The organism is Thiothrix nivea DSM 5205 (assembly GCF_000260135.1).
GTDB classification, from domain to species: Bacteria; Pseudomonadota; Gammaproteobacteria; order Thiotrichales; family Thiotrichaceae; genus Thiothrix; species Thiothrix nivea.
On sequence record NZ_JH651384.1, the window covers coordinates 2,467,006 to 2,483,208 of the forward strand.

Annotated in this window: 14 protein-coding genes; 6 read left to right on the top strand and 8 right to left on the bottom strand. The window is 55.1% G+C overall.

What is annotated here, in order from left to right; all coding sequences use genetic code 11:
* Positions 1-156: 156 nt before the first annotated feature.
* The 8 genes from THINI_RS12460 to THINI_RS12495 all read right to left on the bottom strand — a co-directional run bounded on the left by THINI_RS12460 (position 157) and on the right by THINI_RS12495 (position 11,066).
* On the bottom strand, positions 157-633 hold the full coding sequence (locus tag THINI_RS12460; RefSeq protein ID WP_002708924.1) for a hypothetical protein: 477 nt from the start codon (positions 631-633) through the stop codon (positions 157-159).
* Positions 630-1,397: an exodeoxyribonuclease III gene (gene xth / locus THINI_RS12465; RefSeq protein ID WP_002708925.1), complete on the bottom strand. Its 768-nt coding sequence runs from the start codon at positions 1,395-1,397 to the stop codon at positions 630-632. The genes THINI_RS12460 and xth overlap by 4 nt, the downstream gene beginning before the upstream one ends.
* Positions 1,394-3,466 carry a M3 family metallopeptidase gene (locus THINI_RS12470; RefSeq protein ID WP_002708926.1) on the bottom strand — a complete coding sequence of 691 codons (2,073 nt, stop codon included), beginning with the start codon at positions 3,464-3,466 and terminating at the stop codon, positions 1,394-1,396. Before THINI_RS12470 ends, xth begins: the two co-directional genes overlap by 4 nt.
* Before the next feature lie 9 nt (positions 3,467-3,475).
* Complete coding sequence (gyrB, locus tag THINI_RS12475) at positions 3,476-5,899, bottom strand: DNA topoisomerase (ATP-hydrolyzing) subunit B (protein ID WP_002708927.1); 2,424 nt, start codon at positions 5,897-5,899, stop codon at positions 3,476-3,478.
* A gap of 31 nt (positions 5,900-5,930) precedes the next feature.
* The gene (gene recF, locus THINI_RS12480) at positions 5,931-7,025 is read right to left on the bottom strand and encodes a DNA replication/repair protein RecF (protein WP_002708928.1); all 1,095 of its coding nucleotides are present in this window, start codon (positions 7,023-7,025) and stop codon (positions 5,931-5,933) included.
* 18 nt (positions 7,026-7,043) lie between these two features.
* Positions 7,044-8,153 carry a DNA polymerase III subunit beta gene (gene dnaN, locus THINI_RS12485; protein ID WP_002708929.1) on the bottom strand — a complete coding sequence of 370 codons (1,110 nt, stop codon included), beginning with the start codon at positions 8,151-8,153 and terminating at the stop codon, positions 7,044-7,046.
* A gap of 223 nt (positions 8,154-8,376) precedes the next feature.
* The gene (gene dnaA, locus THINI_RS12490; protein WP_002708930.1) at positions 8,377-9,771 is read right to left on the bottom strand and encodes a chromosomal replication initiator protein DnaA; all 1,395 of its coding nucleotides are present in this window, start codon (positions 9,769-9,771) and stop codon (positions 8,377-8,379) included.
* A gap of 149 nt (positions 9,772-9,920) precedes the next feature.
* Positions 9,921-11,066: an ISAs1 family transposase gene (locus THINI_RS12495; RefSeq protein ID WP_002708100.1), complete on the bottom strand. Its 1,146-nt coding sequence runs from the start codon at positions 11,064-11,066 to the stop codon at positions 9,921-9,923.
* Between the two features lie 206 nt (positions 11,067-11,272).
* Between THINI_RS12495 and rpmH the strand changes: the two genes are divergently transcribed.
* The 6 genes from rpmH (at position 11,273) to THINI_RS12525 (ending at position 16,160) form a co-directional block, all read left to right on the top strand.
* Positions 11,273-11,407 (top strand): 50S ribosomal protein L34, encoded by a 135-nt coding sequence (rpmH, locus tag THINI_RS12500; RefSeq protein WP_002708931.1) that lies wholly within the window; start codon positions 11,273-11,275, stop codon positions 11,405-11,407.
* 19 nt (positions 11,408-11,426) lie between these two features.
* Positions 11,427-11,810, top strand: coding sequence for a ribonuclease P protein component (gene rnpA, locus THINI_RS12505; protein WP_154724409.1), 384 nt, complete (start codon positions 11,427-11,429; stop codon positions 11,808-11,810).
* Between the two features lie 26 nt (positions 11,811-11,836).
* Entirely contained in the window at positions 11,837-13,525 is a 1,689-nt protein-coding gene (gene yidC, locus THINI_RS12510) for a membrane protein insertase YidC (RefSeq protein WP_002708933.1), read from the top strand.
* An 18-nt stretch (positions 13,526-13,543) separates the two neighbouring features.
* Positions 13,544-14,884: a tRNA uridine-5-carboxymethylaminomethyl(34) synthesis GTPase MnmE gene (gene mnmE / locus THINI_RS12515; RefSeq protein WP_002708934.1), complete on the top strand. Its 1,341-nt coding sequence runs from the start codon at positions 13,544-13,546 to the stop codon at positions 14,882-14,884.
* Between the two features lie 219 nt (positions 14,885-15,103).
* Positions 15,104-15,709, top strand: a complete 606-nt coding sequence (gene lexA, locus THINI_RS12520) for a transcriptional repressor LexA (protein ID WP_002708935.1) — start codon at positions 15,104-15,106, stop codon at positions 15,707-15,709.
* Positions 15,710-15,824: 115 nt separating this feature from the next.
* Positions 15,825-16,160 (top strand): hypothetical protein, encoded by a 336-nt coding sequence (locus THINI_RS12525; protein ID WP_002708936.1) that lies wholly within the window; start codon positions 15,825-15,827, stop codon positions 16,158-16,160.
* Positions 16,161-16,203: the final 43 nt, after the last annotated feature.

Below are 16,203 nucleotides of genomic sequence, written 5' to 3' on the forward strand. Positions count from 1 at the left end.
TTTTTCAAAAAAAACGGCGCTTTTTTGTAATTCGTTGCCATTAAATCTATACCGCGTTCTGACACATTCCCAATAGAAAGCGATTATGGAATCAATAACAATAGCTGGCAGACAAACCCGGACGTTTTTACGCCTGATGGTTTTATGGGGGTAGCATTAGCGGGAGGTCGAGAATGGAAAGTCAGCCTGATAGCGTGCGCCATTTTGCAGGGTTAACAGGAGGGATGCATTCCACTGCATCGTTTCCATGGAACATACCGGCAGTACCAGCTTGCCTGCCAATGCTGTTGCAGCATCGACAGGGCGCAAGTCCGCGTATTGGTAACCCATGAACATGTTCACGCCTTCCACGGTCAGGCGGGCGCTTTGTATACCGTTGAAACCTGCTGTTTCGACGCTGACCGTCAAATCCTGCATCAAGGGGATAGTGTCAGGGGTAATGCTGAAGCGTAGGGAATGCCCGGCAGCGTCACGGGCAACACAGGGAGCCTGGTGCAGGTTACAGGGTTCCTGTAAGGGCAGAAGCGTTGCGGCGGGTTCAGCATCTGGCACTGATGCGGATGATAACAAGAAATGCTTGCCCGCCAATGCCAATGCGAAAATACCAACCCCGATCAGCACATACTGTTTCATTCGGCAAACTCTGCCACTACCGGCGTATGGTCAGAAGGCTTTTCCCAGGTACGGGGTTCGCGGTCAATCACACAACGGGTACAGCTTTCAGACAAAGCTTTGCTGGCGAGGATCAAGTCAATGCGCAGCCCGAGGTTGCGGCGGAAACCGGCAGCGCGGTAATCCCACCAGCTGAAAGCTTTTTCCGGCTGTTCAAACTGCCGGAAGACATCACTCAGGTCGAGGGACTGGATGGTTTGCAGGGCGGTACGTTCTGGTTCGGAGCAAAGGATTTGTCCTTCCCACGCGACAGGATCGTGCACATCACGATCTTCCGGGGCGATATTGAAATCACCCAATACGACCAGTTTGGGGTATTGGGTAACCTGTTCCTGTAGCCATGCAGTGACCTTTGCCAACCAGTCGAGTTTGTAGGCGTATTTTTCGGAACCGACCTCGGAGCCGTTTACTACGTACAGATTGACTACACGCACGCCATCGACGGTAGCAGCGAGGATGCGGCGTTGGGGGTCGTCCAGATATGGAATGTCGGTCACAACCTCGCTGGCTTCAACCTTACTTAGAATAGCCACACCATTGTATGTTTTTTGACCACTAAAGACAGACTTGTAACCTGCTGCTTCGATTTCTGCCAACGGGAAGTTTTCGTCAACGGTTTTGGTTTCCTGGACGGCCAGCACATCCGGCTGTGCAGCTTCCAGCCATTGCAGGACGTGTGGCAGGCGTACTTTCAGGGAGTTGACGTTCCAGGTGGCGATTTTCATGAAGAAGCCCCCCCCTTATCAGGGGAGGAGCCAACTGCCAGTCCGTTATGGCGTAGTAGAGCGTCTACGGTTGGCTTGCGGCCACGGAAAGCAGTGAAGGATTCCATGGCCTTGCGGGAACCACCCACTTCGAGAATTTCGTGCAGGAAGGATTCACCGATTCCAGCATCGAACAGACCTTCTTCCTCGAAACGGGCGAAGGCGTCGGCGGATAGCACTTCCGCCCATTTGTAGCTGTAGTAGCCTGCGGCGTAACCACCGGCAAAAACGTGCGAGAAGCTGTGCGCCATGCGGTTGAAGGCTGGCGGCTTGATCACTGCAACCTGATCGCGGACTTGCTGCTGGATGGCTTCCAGTTTGCCCGGTTCAGCAGATTGCGGATCAAGATGCAGGCGCATGTCGAACAAGGCGAATTCGAGTTGGCGCACGGTCGCCATGGCGGTTTGGAAATGGCGGGCAGCCTGCATTTTCTGGTAGAGGTCTTCCGGTAACGGTGCACCGGTTTGCCAGTGGGCAGCGATCATGTCCAGCACGCTGCGTTCCCAGCACCAGTTTTCCATGAACTGGCTGGGGAGTTCGACCGCATCCCATTCTACGCCGTTGATACCGGCGACATCCGGGTAATCGACCTGGGTGAGCATGTGGTGCAGGCCGTGGCCGAATTCGTGGAACAGGGTAACGACTTCATCATGGGTGAACAGGGCTGGCTTGTCGCCAACCGGGGCACTGCTGTTGCAGGTCATGAAGGCGACCGGAATCTGCAAACCATCGTGGCGGCGGAAACGCCCGCAAAAATCACTCATCCACGCACCGCCACGCTTGTGCTGACGGGCGTACAGGTCGAGGTAAAAACACGCCTGTACAGTACCGGTACGGTCGTGCACCAGATAGAAACGCACGTCCGGGTGCCACAGGTCGATGTGTGCCTGTTGCTGTTCGATACGCACGCCGAACAGTTTTTCTACCAGCGCAAACAAGCCGCTGATCACCCGGTCGGCAGGGAAGTAGGGCTTGAGGTCTTCCTCGGAGAAGTCGAAACGCGCCTGTTTCATCTTTTCACTGATGTAGGCGACATCCCATGCCTGCACGTCTTCCATGCCCAGTTGTTCGCGGGCGAATGTTTGTACTTCGGCGAATTCGGTTTCGGCAAACGGCTTGGCTTTTGTTGCCAAGTCTTCAAGGAATTCCAGCACCTGTTGCGGACTTTCCGCCATCTTGGTCGCCAGCGACAATTCAGCGTAATTGCCGTAGCCGAGCAGGGCTGCTTCTTCCTGACGCAGACGCAGGATGTCACGCATCACTTGGGTATTATCCCAGTCCGCATTGCTGCCGAGTTCGGAAGCGCGGGTGGTGTAGGCACGGTACATTTCCGCCCGCAATTCGCGGTTGTCAGCATAAGTCAGCACGGCTATATAAGATGGGAATTGGAGGGTTAGCACCCAGCCTTCCATATCGCGCTGTTTGGCCGTTTGTGCTGCCATATCGAGGGCGGATTCCGGTAAGCCTGCCAGTTCAGCTACATCAGTAATCTGTTTAGTCCACGCATTGGTAGCATCCAGCACGTTGTCGGAGAAACGGGAGTTCAGTTGCGACAGTTGCTGGCTGATTTCGCGGAAACGTTCTTTCTGCTCTGGGGGAAGGGCGACACCGGACAGTTTGAAACCGAGCAGGCTGTCATCCAGGTCTTTCTGCTGGGCAGCATCCAGACTTCCATCCTGTTCACGGATGAAACGGATCGCGTTGTAGAGCTGCTCGTTCTGCCCCAGTTCGGTGTGGTAGTCGCTCAAGCGTGGTAGATTGGCGTTGTATTCCTTACGCAGTTCGTCAGTGTTGACCACCGCGTTCATGTGGCTGACCGGCGACCACGCACGTTCCAGTTTGTTACCGGCTTCGTTCAGCGGGGCAATCAGGTTGTCCCAGCTGAAACTGCCATCGGCTGTCAGTCGTTGCGCCAGCCAGTTGCGGTTTTCCTGCAACACCACATCCAGTGCGGGAGTGATGTGTTCCGGCTTGATTTGGGAAAACAGCGGCAGCTTGCCGATGTCCAGCAAGGGATTTTCCTGTTTCACGTGAAACCTCTATACGTCCAGATTGACAACTGACAGTGCGTTTTTCTCGATGAAATCACGGCGTGGTTCGACTTCATCGCCCATCAGGGTGGTGAAGACTTCATCTGCGGCGACTGCATCTTCGATCCGTACCTGCATCAGGCGGCGGCTTTCGGGGTTGAGGGTGGTTTCCCACAACTGGTCGGGATTCATTTCACCCAGACCTTTGTAGCGGCTGATTTGCAGGCCACGGTTGGCTTCTTTCATCAGCCATTCCACCACCTGATCGAAACGGGTCACGTCCTGTTTGCGTTCGCCACGCACGACTACCGCCCCTTCACCCAGCAGACCATCCAGTTCGCGGCTGGTTTTGATCAGCAGTTTGGTTTCCGGCATCAGGAAGAAATCGCGGTCGAGCACAATTCGGTGATCCAGTCCATGCTGGCGACGGGTGACGGTGATCGTCCACGCACTGTCATCTACCTTGCTTAATAGCGAAGAATAGGTGCGCGCACCATTAGCCCCAGCGTTGAGGGAGGTAATCGAGCTGTCGACCCAAGCTGCGAATGACTCGGCATCGACAGCACCTGCATCCTCGGTAGAGGGTAGGGACTCAAACAACATCGCTTCCAGCAGGTTGCGGTCATAGCGACGCGCCAGACGGCTGATCACCTGTTGTACGGCATTGTACTGGCGCACCAGGGTTTCCAGTGCTTCGCCACTGATGGCCGGGGTATCAGCATTCAGATGAAGATTGGAACCGTCCAGTGCCAGTTGCAGCAGGTAGCGTTCCATTTCGGAATCGTCCTTGACGTACTGTTCCTGCTTGCCGCGCTTGACCTTGTACAGCGGCGGCTGGGCGATGTAGATGTAGCCACGGTCAACCAGTTCCGGCATCTGGCGGTAGAAGAAGGTCAGCAGCAGGGTACGGATGTGGGAACCGTCCACGTCCGCATCCGTCATGATGATGATGCGGTGATAGCGCAATTTGTCAGGGTTGTATTCCTCGCGTCCGATGCCGCAACCGAGAGCGGTGATCAGGGTACCAACTTCCTGCGAGCTGATCATCTTGTCGAAACGGGCTTTCTCAACGTTGAGGATTTTACCCTTGAGCGGCAGGATGGCCTGAGTACGACGGTCACGGCCCTGCTTAGCGGAACCACCCGCCGAATCCCCTTCCACCAGGAACAGTTCGGACAGGGCAGGGTCTTTTTCCTGGCAATCGGCCAGCTTTCCGGGTAGCCCGGCGATGTCGAGCGCACCCTTGCGGCGGGTCATTTCACGCGCCTTGCGGGCAGCTTCGCGGGCGCGGGCGGCTTCGATCATCTTGCCTGCCACCAGTTTGGCCTCACCGGGGTTTTCCAGCAGGAATTCCGCCAGCTTGGCATTCATCGCTGATTCGACCACGCTTTTCACTTCCGAGGAAACCAGTTTGTCTTTGGTCTGGGAAGAGAACTTGGGGTCAGGGACTTTCACCGACAATACAGCCGTCAGACCTTCGCGGGAATCGTCACCGGTGGGGCTGACTTTTTCCTTTTTGGCCAGACCGGCTTCTTCGATGTAGCTATTGAGGGTACGGGTCAGGGCAGCGCGGAAACCGGACAGGTGAGTACCGCCATCACGCTGCGGGATATTGTTGGTGAAGCAGAACACATTTTCCTGATAGGAGTCATTCCATTGCAGGGCGACTTCCACTCCCATGCTATCCTGTTCAGTGCTGAAGTAGATGATGTTGGAATGGATCGGCGTCTTGTTGCGGTTGAGATGCTGGACGAACGCGCGGATACCGCCTTCGTATTCAAACACATCTTCGCGGCCTTCGCCCCGGCGGTCGATCAGGTTGATGCGAACCCCTGAGTTGAGGAACGACAGTTCGCGCAGACGCTTGGCGAGGATGTCGTAGTGGAATTCGGTCTGGGTGAAAATGGTCGGGCTGGGGTGAAAACGCACCGAGGTGCCGGTGCCTTCAGTCTCACCGACTTCGGCCAGTGGTGCTTCCGGTTCACCCAGATGGTAAATCTGTTTGTAGAGTTTGCCGTTGCGGCGGATGGTGAGTTCCAGCTCATCCGACAGGGCGTTCACCACTGACACACCTACACCGTGCAAACCGCCGGAAACCTTGTAGGAATTATCATCGAATTTACCACCTGCGTGCAGCACGGTCATGATGACCTCGGCAGCGGAACGGCCTTCTTCCGGATGGATATCGACCGGGATACCACGCCCGTCATCCGACACTTTCACCGAGCCATCACTGAACAATTCCACCTTCACTTCCGAACAGTAACCGGCGAGGGCTTCGTCGATGGAGTTGTCGACGACCTCGAACACCATGTGGTGCAGGCCGGTGCCGTCATCCGTGTCACCGATGTACATGCCGGGGCGTTTGCGTACCGCTTCCAGCCCCTTGAGTACCTTGATATTCGATGAATCGTAGGTGTTATTGTCAGTCATGTCGTGTCCATTGTTATGTAGGCAAACGGTCTCACCGCAGGCTGGCCTTACCGTGTTCCACGTGAAACACGCGGGCGTCGGCAAACCTGTTACGCAGTGGCTCATGGTGAGTGCCGGTAATTATCAACTGTTGTTGCGTCGTGCGTAGGGTATTGTACAACGCTTGCTGGTTTTGCTCATCCAGTTCCGAAGCAAGGTCGTCAATGGCGATTATACCCCTTTTTGCGTCAGTCTCGGCAGCTGCGTGGCTTTGCGCCAATAACAGGGCGACAGCCAGTATTTTGAGTTGGCCGCGGGAAGCTACCCGCACGGCTGGAATACCATCAAGCAGGATGTGCAGGTCGGCACGGTGTGCGCCGTATAAACTGAAACCCTGCTTCTGTTCCTGCTCGGCTTTCTCGCGGAAAAACTGTTGCAACTGCGCCGTGTCTTCCGGATTGATACTACCGGGAAAGCCGCTGGTCAGTTGCAACTGCGGTTCTCCCAGATTCATCAGTAATTCGTGGCTGATTTGCAGGTCATGCTGTAAGGTTTCCAGAGCTTGTACCCTGTACCGGTACAGTACCGGTTGCAATGTTATCAACTGTTCCGTCCACTGGGGGAAGGCATAGCGCTGTTTGGGGTCACGCAAGCAGGCGTTGCGTTGCTTGAGGATGCGTTGGTAATTACGCCAGGCGGAGTTGAAATCAGCGAAGCGGTAAAAGGCAATCCAGTCGATAAATGCGCGACGTAGGGAAGGGCTGCCAGTAACCAGTTCCACCGAGCCGGGATGGATCAGGGTGAGGGGGATGTGGGTGCTGAGTTCCGCTTGCTGTTGCACATCAGCGTGATTGATACGGATACGGCTGGTTTGGGAACGCTTGCTGATACCAACCGGATAACTACCACCAGCCACCCCATCTTCCACTCGGGCAGAAACGGTTAATTCCTCCTCCCCGCGTTTGATCAGTTCAGCTATCCGAGGGGTACGGAAAGAACGACCGCGCGACAATACAGCTAATGCTTCCAGCAGGCTGGATTTACCGGAAGCATTGTTGCCGTATATAACGTTAGCGTGCGGAGCCAGTTCCAATTCAGTGCTGGCGATAATGCGGCAGTTGCTGACAACAAGCTTGCTCAGCCACACGGGGACGGGTTCCGTAGCTTACAGGCGGATTGGCATGATGACATTGTGCACGCTGTCATCATCCGGGTTGGTCACCAATACACTACTTTCCGGTGAATTGCATTGCAGACGCAAGGTATCACCGGACAAATGGTTAACCGCATCCAGCAGGTAAGTAACATTGAAACCGATACTGAAGTCGTTGCCGCTGTAGGCAACATCCAGCTCGTCAGTGGCCACTTCCTGTTCCGGATTGTGTGCCTGCACCTGCAACAGGTTTTCGCTTAAGGAAAGGCGTACCCCACGGAATTTTTCATTGGACAGGATGGCAACCCGGCTAAGCATGTCGCGGAAGGTCTTGCGGTCGAGATCCACCTGAATCTGGCCACCACCGGGGATGGCAGCTCGGTAATCCGGATAACGCCCATCCACCAGCTTGGTGGTAAAACGCAAGTTGTCGAGTTGTACCCGCAGGTGGTTCTGGCTGGCTTGTACCTGTACGGGAACTTGTGAATCGCCGCGTAGCAAACGTGCCAGTTCCAGTACCCCTTTACGCGGGATGATCAGTTGCCGGGCTTGCTCGACATCAGGCATCTCGGAGGTCTGGAAACACAAGGCAAGACGATGGCCGTCAGTGGCAACGGTACGCACGCCTTCCGGGTTCACTTCCAGCAACATGCCATTGAGGTAATAGCGTACATCCTGGTTGGCCATGGCGAAGGCAACGCTATCGAGCAGGTGCTTGAGGGCATTCTCCGCAATCCCGAAGGTATGGACTTCACCGATGTCCTCGAGGTCGGGGAATTCACTGGCAGGTAAGGTGGCCAGCTCAAAGCGGCTGCGCCCGGCAGTGATCTTGGCGCGTTTGTCGTCCTGGATTTCCAGGTTGACAATACTTTCCGCCGGCAGGGATTTGCATATGTCAGCCAACTTGCGGGCAGGCAGGGTGATGTCGCCATCAGCGCCATCCATAACCGGTGCTTGGGTGGCTATTTCCAGTTCCAGATCCGTACCACGCCAGAATGACTGGTTACCTGCGATGCGCAGCAACACATTTTCAAGAATAGGCGCAGTATGGCGTTTTTCGATTGCCCCCAAGGTGGATTGAAGGGATTCGAGCAGATGTTCGCGGGTTTGGGTCAGTCTCATTACTTATCTATCTTATCTTGTATATAAAAGAAGTCATAATAATAATGCCGGGCCTGTTGTGTGGATAACTGCATAACCTATTGATTTAACAATCGTGTTTGCAGATTATCCACAGCAATAACGTTGTGGCTTAAGCATGGTTTTGCTTGTCAGCAACCTGTGGATAAATTTCCATTCACATTTTATCCACAGGTTGCCCCGAAACTTGTCCGGGGGGTTATCCTCAACTTGTTAAGGTGCGGAACAGGATGCGGTATTCCTCTTCCAGCTTGGGGTCAGATTCCCGCAATTCTGCCACCTTACGCTGGGCGTGCAAGACGGTGGTATGGTCACGCCCACCAAAGTCATCACCGATTTCCGGCAGGCTGTGGTTGGTCAGTTCCTTGGCCAGCGCCATGGCAATCTGGCGTGGGCGTGCCAGCGAACGGGTGCGGCTTTTGGAATCCATGTCCGTTACCCGAATATTGTAGTACTGCGCCACCACTTTTTTGATATTGGCGATTGACACCATTTTGTCCTGGCTGGCCAGTTGGTCGCGCAGCGCATTTTGCACGAAATCCATCGTCACCTGGGTGATGCATTTAAGGCGCATACTGGCGATCACCCGTTGCAGGGCACCTTCCAAATCGCGGATATTGGAGTGGAAGCGTTTGCCAATAAAAAAGCTGACATCATTGGGCAGGCGCAACCCGGAGTCTTCGGCTTTCTTTCTGAGGATCGCCACCCGCGTTTCCAGGTCAGGGGATTCGATCTGTACAGTCAAACCCCAGTTGAAACGGGTTTTGAGACGGTCTTCGATGCCATCCAAATCGCGCGGGAATTTGTCACTGGCCAGGATAATGCGCTTATGGCCTTCCAGCAGCGCATTGAAGGTGTGGAAAAACTCTTCCATGGAACGGTCTTTGCCAGCAAAAAACTGGATGTCATCAATCAGCAGGGCGTCAACGCTGCGGTAATGTTGTTTGAACTCTTCCATGCGCGAGTTGCGGATGGCGGAAATCATGTCGTTGACGAAGCGTTCGGCATAAACATAGATAACCCGTGCCCCCGGTTCCCGTTCCAGGATGCGGTTGCCGATGGCGTGCATCAAGTGGGTTTTGCCGAGGCCGACCCCGCCATAAATGAACAATGGGTTGTAGGACGTGTCGGGGTGGTCACCCACCTGTTGGGCAGCAGCGCAGGCCAGTTGGTTGGACTTACCTTCAACGAAATTGTCGAACGTCATGCGCGGGTTAAGGGCATTGGCAAAACGCTCGCTGACCGGCGCAGGGGTGGCGGCAGGTGCTTGCCAACCTTTCGGGCTGTTGGTAAGTGCGGGCACAGGGTAGGCTGCTGTTGGTGGCACGGGGGCAACAATAGGCGTTGGGGCAGGTGTTGCCGGTACGGATGAGCCAATTTGCAGCAGCACATCAAATTCATTGTCGCCGGTCAGGATACGTGAGTGGAACAGGATGCGCGGCAGGTATTGTTCATGCACCTGTTGTAGCACAATGGTGTTGGGCGCCAGCAGATAGAGGGCATGGCGTTTTTCAACCGCGTGCAGTGACTTGAGCCATGTGTTGATTTCGTAGTCAGGAACTTCCTGTTCCAGTTGGTGTAAGCATTGTTGCCAGAGCATAACGGGGCAGTTCCAAGGTGGTTGAAACGGGTGGTAAATTCTGTGTTGGAACCGCTAATTATAGATGCCCAGCAGAGTTATCCACAAGCGCAAGCTAGCGCCACTACCTGTAGGGCAATCGCATTAAAAACATCTTGTTTTACAATGGTCTAAATTTTAATCTTGGTAGCCCCCAGTCTGCCGGTGACAATTTTTAGCAGATAATCTTCATCCCACCCGGCATTGAGGCGTTTGTTTTTCACACCGACCTTGATGGTTTTGTCAGTTTTAACCAGATTGAGGGCAATGTGGCGGACGACAGCCATGTTGGCGTCGCTGTTGCCGGAACGCATCCGCTGGTCATCTTCGCGGAAAGCGTAATCCAGCACCCAGTGCAGGTTGTTTTCAATGCCCCAGTGTGCCCGCACGACCTGTCCCAGCCGCTCCGGGTTGGAGGCATCCATGCTGCTGATGAAGTAACGGGTTTCTTCAGTGGTCTTATCCTTGCATTCACGGATGGCAGTGACAGCGATAATGCTGGTCAGTTTTGTCCAATGGGGATGGTCTTTCTTCAACCAGCCAATGTTGGAGGTAGCCCGCACGATGCGGGTTTCAATCCGTCCATGCCCGCCGTCATAACGGGTATGGCCAATGGGTGGGCAGGTGTTGGCCGATTCAAAAAATAGCTTCACGTCCTGATGGAGCGTGCCCTGGTTGCCTTTCAGGCTGAGCAGGTAATCGGCTTGCTGGTCGATGATCTGCCTGGCAATGGCCGTTTGGCAACCCATCGCATCCAACGTCACTACCGCTCCTGTCATGTTCAGTTGCATCAATAGTTTAGGGATGGCAGTGATTTCGTTGGATTTATCATCCACCCGCTGTTGTCCCAGCACCAATTGATTCCGGGTCGCCCAGGCACTGACCATGTAGATGGCCGCTTTGTCCGAAGCACTGTCCAGGCTGCGGCGCAGGCATTTGCCATCAATCGCGATGATTTCGCCATCACTGAGGTCGGACAGGTCAGCCACCCAGCGGCTGAAACATTCACTGAACTGCTGTGTGTCGATCAGGCCAAAAACCCGGCCAAAGGTATCGTGTGACGGGATGCCGTGTTGCAACCCCAACACCTCCGTGAACCATTTTCGTTTGGATTTGCCGAACAGCTCAATGGAAGCCCAGTCATCCGCCCCGCAAATCACTGCGCACAGGGTAATGAAGAAGATGTCACTGAGTTTGTGCCGCTTACGGCGGTTCAGACGTGGGTCAGGGATGGAGGCAAAATGGTCAACAATAGCGGCGGTTGGGTGGAGTTTCATGGGCTACCAAAATACCCGCAGCTAACCCTCGGCACAGCAGTTTGTCAATAGCGTTTTAATGCGATTACCCTGCCACTACCTGATCACAGTCTTGACAAAATTGATGCAATCCCTTAATGTGCCTCACCTTTTTGGCCGTCAGGGGACTTGGAAAAAATTTCCAGGCGGTGCATCCAGAGATTTTTTGAATTAATTGGTGTTTTGTCATGAAAAGAACCTTTCAACCTAGCAAGATCCATCGTGCCCGTACCCACGGTTTCCGCGCCCGCATGGCGACTGCGGATGGCCGTAAAGTCCTGAGCGCCCGTCGTGCCAAGGGCCGCGCCCGCCTGATCCCGTAAGCTGGTGCAAAAGCAGGGAGTGAGCAGCTTCCCGCGCCAGGTGCGCCTGACCCGTCCGGCAGAGTTCCAGCGGGTTTTCCAACAAGGCAGGCGTTGTTATGAAGGTGGGCTGAGCGCCCGTACTGCCCCGAATGAAGCAGGCTACCCCCGTTTGGGAATGGCCATTGCCAAGAAAGCCCTGCGCCGCGCCCACGACCGTAACCGCATCCGTCGGCTGGTACGGGAAAGCTTCCGTCAGCATCAAGCCACCCTGCCTGCGACCGACATTGTTGTCATGTGCCGGTCGGACGTCCTCACCCTGAGCAACAAAGACCTTTTCCAGCAACTGGAAGGTTTATGGTTGCGCCTGCACAAGCTATACTCTGCCGGGTCTGGGCAAGCCGACAAGACTGCCCTGCCCTAACCGCCAATAACCGGATTGCACTACCCATGGATTCGCAACGTCCTTTCCTGTATCTCACCCTGTTATTCATGCTGTTCCTGATCTGGACGACCTGGCAGCAGGATCATGCCCCTAAACCGCCACCAACGGCGGCAACAATGGCCAGCAGCCCAGTTGACGGCGGCACTGCCCAGGATGTACCGACACAGGGAGCCAGCCCGGCTTTGCCAGGTACGGATACGGTAGCCCCACCGGGTGATGCTGCCGTCGGCCAGACCATTACCGTGCGTACCGATACACTCCTGATGCGTATCAATACCCGTGGCGGGGAAGTGCTGGAAGCCGATTTGCCTACCTACCCTGTCAGTCTGGATGAGCCTGACAAGGCGGTAAAAATCCTCGATTTGAACGGGCGCAACTACGTGGCGCAATCCGGCTTGCAACATCAGGCGGTGACAGGGCAGGATGTCAAGGCATTGGCTCCCGACCATCTGGCTACCTTCAGCACTGCGCAAACTGAATACACCTTGGGTGAAGGTCAGGACGAACTGGTGGTACCATTGACCTGGCAAGGCGCGAATGGGGTCAGCGTAACCAAACGCTTTATCTTCAAACGCGGCAGTTTCCAGGTAGGGGTTGAGCATGAGGTAGCCAACAACTCTGCGGCAGTCTGGAGCGGTACTGCTTACACCCAACTCAAACATGGCCCACCACCGCAAAAATCAGGTGGATTCTTGACGGGAGTGCAGGCTTATGTCGGCACGGCGTATTACCATGAAGGCAAGTTTGCCAAGCTGTCTTTCAGCGACATTGAAAAAATGTCCAAGGAAAATACGCCGCTGAATGAGATTGCCCAAAATGGCTGGGTGGCAATGTTGGAACACTACTTCATTAGCGCCTGGGTTCCCGCCAAAGAGCAGGATGAACAGTACTACAGCATGTTGACCGAAAATCAGGGTAACAAGGCGTATGTTCTGGGTATCCGCAGCCCTGTGCAACAAATAGCGCCAGGTGCTACTGGCACCTTCAAGGATAGCCTGTACGTCGGCCCCAAGGATCAGGATACGCTGGAAAAAATCGCTGATGGCCTCGACCTGACGGTGGATTACGGCATTTTCGCGTTCATTTCCAAGCCGATTTTTTGGCTGATGCAAATGATCCACAATGTGGTGGGTAACTGGGGCTGGACGATCATCATCCTCACCATCATTATCAAGGCAGCATTTTTCTGGCCATCAGCAGTCAGCTACAAATCCATGGCCAAGATGAAGGCGGTTTCCCCCAAGCTTAAGGAAATCAACGAGCGCTATGCCGATGACCCGCAGGGCAAGCAAAAGGCGATGATGGAGATTTACCGTAAGGAAAAGATCAATCCGCTGGGAGGTTGCCTGCCGATCCTGATCCAGATTCCGGTGTTCATGGGGCTGTACTGGGTGCTGCTGGAAAGCGTGGAATTGCGTCAGGCACCATGGATTTTGTGGTACAAGGACTTGTCGATCATGGATCCTTACTTCGTGCTGCCGCTGATCATGGGGGCTTCCATGTTCTTGCAACAGAAGCTCAACCCACCGCAGGTTGACCCGATGCAGCAGAAGATTTTCCAGTTCATGCCGATCATTTTCACCGTCATGTTCTTGTTCTTCCCGGCAGGTTTGGTGTTGTACTGGGTGGTCAATAACGTGCTGTCGATGGCGCAACAGTGGTACATCAACAAGAAAATTGTGGGGCACGCTTAGTCAGGAGTCTGATGTTTGATGTGGAACAATCCCGACACCATTGCGGCTGTGGCTACCCCGCCGGGGCGCGGTGGGGTCGGGATTATCCGTATTTCCGGCCAGCGGGTTCCCGAGCTGGCGGCCAGTATCCTGGGTTCCCTGCCCCCCCCGCGTAAAGCTTCCCACCGTTTGTTCCGTGCTGCGGATGGTACGCCGCTGGATGACGGCATCGCCCTGTATTTCCCGGCACCGCATTCGTTTACCGGCGAAGACGTGCTGGAATTGCAAGGTCACGGTGGCATGGTGGTGCTGGATATGCTGCTCAAGCGTTGTGTGGAACTGGGTGCGCGGCTGGCACGACCGGGCGAGTTTTCCGAGCGTGCATTCCTCAACGACAAGCTGGATCTGGCGCAGGCCGAAGCGATTGCCGACCTTATAGATTCAGGGTCGGAACAGGCGGCGCGTTCCGCCCTGCGTTCGCTGCAAGGTGAGTTTTCCGAGGCGGTCAATACCCTGCTCACCGGTTTGATCGAATTGCGGGTGTATGTGGAAGCTGCCCTCGACTTTCCGGATGAGGAAATCGACTTCCTCGCCGATAACGCAGTCACCCGCCGACTGGAAACCATCAAGCAGCAATTGCACACCATTTTCCAGAAAGCCCACCAGGGTAGCCTGCTGCGTGACGGGATGCATTTAGTGATTGTTGGTCGACCCAATGCCGGTAAATCCAGTCTGCTGAATGCGCTGGCCGGACAGGAAACCGCTATCGTTACTGACATCGCCGGTACTACCCGCGACGTATTGCGCGAACGCATCAACTTGGATGGAATGCCCCTGCACATCGTCGATACTGCGGGTTTGCGCGACAGCGACGACCCGGTGGAAAAGATCGGTATCGAACGCGCCTGGCAGGAAATCGAACGCGCCGACCTGATCCTGCTGCTGGTGGACGACACCCGCCATGATGAACCGGAAAACGCCGATATTCTGGCGCGCCTGCCCCCTCACCTGCCGCGCATTACCGTGCACAACAAGATTGACCTCAGCGGCAAACAGCCCGGCAAGCAGGGTGAACACATCTACATTTCAGCCAAACACGACCAGGGCATCGCAGCTTTGCGTGCCGAACTCAAAACCCGTATGGGCTATCAGGGTGAAGCGGAAGACACTTTCATCGCCCGCCGCCGCCACTTGCAGGCGCTGGAAGAAACCCAGCAAGCTGTCCAACGCGCCGAATTCCAGTTACGCGGATTTAATGCGGGCGAGCTGATGGCAGAGGAATTGCGGTTGGCACAGAATGCTCTTGGGCAGATCACCGGCAAATTTACCCCGGATGATTTGCTGGGTGAAATCTTCAGTTCCTTCTGTATCGGAAAGTAAACCCATAAAGCCAGCCCGCTTTCTGAGGTGGCTGCTGCTCCACACACAATCCCTGAAATTACTGCCAGCAAGCCCACCAACTTAAAGCCAATTCTACCGCTCATCGGAAAAAACGAACAAAAAACGAATCTATGGCAAGTATTTTTGATTTGCCTGATTCGGTCTTTGTTCGTATATTTAGTTCGTGTTTTGTTCGGTTTGTTGGTAAGGAAGAGAAACATGCTCACACGACGACAGCAACAGATTTGGGATGTGATCCAGTCCCTGTACGCCCGCAACGGCTACGCCCCTACCCTGGATGAAATTGCCCTGGCCTGTGGCATCAATACCCGCAGTACCATCCACCAACACGTGCAGGCGCTGATTCGGGAAGGCCGCCTGCAATCAACTGAGGGCAAGCGCGCCTACCGGATGCCAGAAGTGGTAGTGGCGCGTCACCCACAACTTCCCCTGGGTCTGCCGCTGGCAGGCCGTATCGCTGCTGGTAAACCGATTGAGGCGATTACCGGCAAGGATGAAATCAACCCCAGCGACATGTTCAGTGGCAACGGGCGCTACGTACTGGAAGTGCGCGGCGAATCCATGATCGACATTGGCATCATGGACGGCGATTTCGTCGTCATCCAGCAACAGGACAGCGCCCGCAACGGCGACATCGTGGTAGCGCTGGTGGAACGTGAGGAAGCGACCCTCAAGCGCCTGTATCGCCTGGCTGATGGCCGCATTGAATTACGCCCGGAAAACAGCACCATGCAACCCATGGTCTACCCGGCGGAAAGCGTACAGGTACAAGGCAAAATGGTCGGCCTGTTCCGCAGTTATTAAAACCATACCGGTATCTTCGACAGCCCGCTGCCCGGCGGGTCAGCCCATTGGGCAGCCGCCATCCTCGTGCTGCCCGCTTTTTTCCACATTCAACAGAAATAGAAGGAGTAACAACATGAATACTGACATGCAAGCCAATAACCTGGCGACTTTAAACCCGGCTACGGCACTGCCTGACATGCCCCGCGCGCAGGGCAAACCCGAATGGGGGCAGGTCTGGAAAATCACCCGCGCCCTGCTGGTCGTGTGGGCAATGGCGGTGTGGGCGTTGCTGATTTTACTGCCCGGCATCGACCAGATCAGCAATGTGGAGACGGCCACCTTACACCTGCCGTACATGCTGATTGGCTTGGCACTGGTAGGGGCAGTCGTGGCGGCGCACAGCCTGCGCGCGGATCGTCACCTGCTGTGGTTCCTCAGCGTGCTGCTGATGCTGGCAGGCTGGATGTAAAAAAAAGGCGTGATGAAAGTTGCCGCTTCCAACACGCCATGTT

What these genes read in the sequence shown, in the direction of transcription:
- THINI_RS12460 (WP_002708924.1), bottom strand. Translation starts at nt 633, where the DNA reads ATGAAACAGTATGTGCTGATCGGGGTTGGTATTTTCGCATTGGCATTG.
- xth (WP_002708925.1), bottom strand. Translation starts at nt 1,397, where the DNA reads ATGAAAATCGCCACCTGGAACGTCAACTCCCTGAAAGTACGCCTGCCA.
- gyrB (WP_002708927.1), bottom strand. Translation starts at nt 5,899, where the DNA reads ATGACTGACAATAACACCTACGATTCATCGAATATCAAGGTACTCAAG.
- dnaN (WP_002708929.1), bottom strand. Translation starts at nt 8,153, where the DNA reads ATGAGACTGACCCAAACCCGCGAACATCTGCTCGAATCCCTTCAATCC.
- dnaA (WP_002708930.1), bottom strand. Translation starts at nt 9,771, where the DNA reads ATGCTCTGGCAACAATGCTTACACCAACTGGAACAGGAAGTTCCTGAC.
- THINI_RS12495 (WP_002708100.1), bottom strand. Translation starts at nt 11,066, where the DNA reads ATGAAACTCCACCCAACCGCCGCTATTGTTGACCATTTTGCCTCCATC.
- rpmH (WP_002708931.1), top strand. Translation starts at nt 11,273, where the DNA reads ATGAAAAGAACCTTTCAACCTAGCAAGATCCATCGTGCCCGTACCCAC.
- yidC (WP_002708933.1), top strand. Translation starts at nt 11,837, where the DNA reads ATGGATTCGCAACGTCCTTTCCTGTATCTCACCCTGTTATTCATGCTG.
- mnmE (WP_002708934.1), top strand. Translation starts at nt 13,544, where the DNA reads ATGTGGAACAATCCCGACACCATTGCGGCTGTGGCTACCCCGCCGGGG.
- lexA (WP_002708935.1), top strand. Translation starts at nt 15,104, where the DNA reads ATGCTCACACGACGACAGCAACAGATTTGGGATGTGATCCAGTCCCTG.
- THINI_RS12525 (WP_002708936.1), top strand. Translation starts at nt 15,825, where the DNA reads ATGAATACTGACATGCAAGCCAATAACCTGGCGACTTTAAACCCGGCT.